Below are 1,028 nucleotides of genomic sequence, written 5' to 3' on the forward strand. Positions count from 1 at the left end.
TGCTCAACGCCCTGCGCGAGACCCACGCCGCCGAAGCCGCCATCTCCCTCGCCACCCGCACCCTCCACACCGCCCTGCACACCGCCTGAACCCGCCGAGACCGTTGCGACGGCGGCCTTCGACCTGGGGGCCGACATCGCGCACCCCGTCCCCGACCACGCGGAAGCCGCCCAGGACGTCGACACGGACCTCGGCGTCGAACCGCGCCGGCCGCCCGTGCCGGCCCTGCCACCCGACAGCCGACAAGGAACGCCCATGACCGACTCCACCCCCACCGTCGTCCTCGTGCACGGTGCCTTCGCCGACGCGTCCAGCTTCGCCCGGGTCGTCCCCGAACTGCTGGCCGACGGCCTGAAGGTGCTCGTCCCCGCCGTGCCCAACCGCAGCCTCACCGGCGACTCCGCCTACCTCGCGTCGGTGGTCCGCGCGATTCCCGGCCCCGTCGTCCTGGTGGGCCACTCCTACGGCGGCGCCGTCATCACGGTCGCGGGTGCCGAGGACAACGTGCGGGCCCTGGTCTACCTGGCCGGCTACGCCCTGGAGGAGGGTGAGAGCCTCGGCGAGCTGCAGGGCCGGTTCCCGGACTCCGAGCTGGCCTCGGCGCTGGTGTACACGCCGTTCCCGGTCGAGGGCTCGGACGAGCCCGGCACCGACGTCACCGTCGACGTCGACCGGTTCCCCGCGATCTTCGCCGCCGACGTGGAACCCGGCCTCGCCCGGGTGCTCGCCGTCTCCCAGCGCCCGCTGGCCGGCGCGGCCTTCGCCGAGGCGGCCCCGGTCGCGGCCTGGAGGACCAAGCCCTCCTGGGGCCTGGTGTCGTCCTCCGACCGCACCATCAACCCCGACGTCGAGCGCTACGGCTACGAGCGCGCCGGCATGACCACGGTCGAGGTCGACTCCTCCCACCTGGTCATGCTCGCCCACCCGAAGAAGGTCGCGGACCTGATCCGGGAGGCCGTCCGGAGCCTCGGTACGGAGTAAACGGCGCACCCCGCACGGGTGACGCCGAGCGGGCCGCGCACCGGTGC

1 protein-coding gene is annotated in these 1,028 nt (G+C 74.0%); it reads left to right on the forward strand.

Features of this window, described 5'->3' with window-relative positions; all coding sequences use genetic code 11:
• Positions 1-255 precede the first annotated feature (255 nt).
• A complete protein-coding gene (locus AB0472_RS45990; protein ID WP_366365675.1) occupies positions 256-981 on the forward strand; it encodes an alpha/beta hydrolase in 726 nt (241 codons plus the stop codon).
• The last annotated feature ends 47 nt before the right edge of the window (positions 982-1,028 follow it).

It is taken from the genome of Streptomyces sp. NPDC086777 (assembly GCF_040702065.1).
GTDB lineage: Bacteria > Actinomycetota > Actinomycetes > Streptomycetales > Streptomycetaceae > Streptomyces.

Excerpts from the sequence above, each read along its gene's own strand:
- AB0472_RS45990 (WP_366365675.1), top strand. The coding sequence starts at position 256 with ATGACCGACTCCACCCCCACCGTCGTCCTCGTGCACGGTGCCTTCGCC.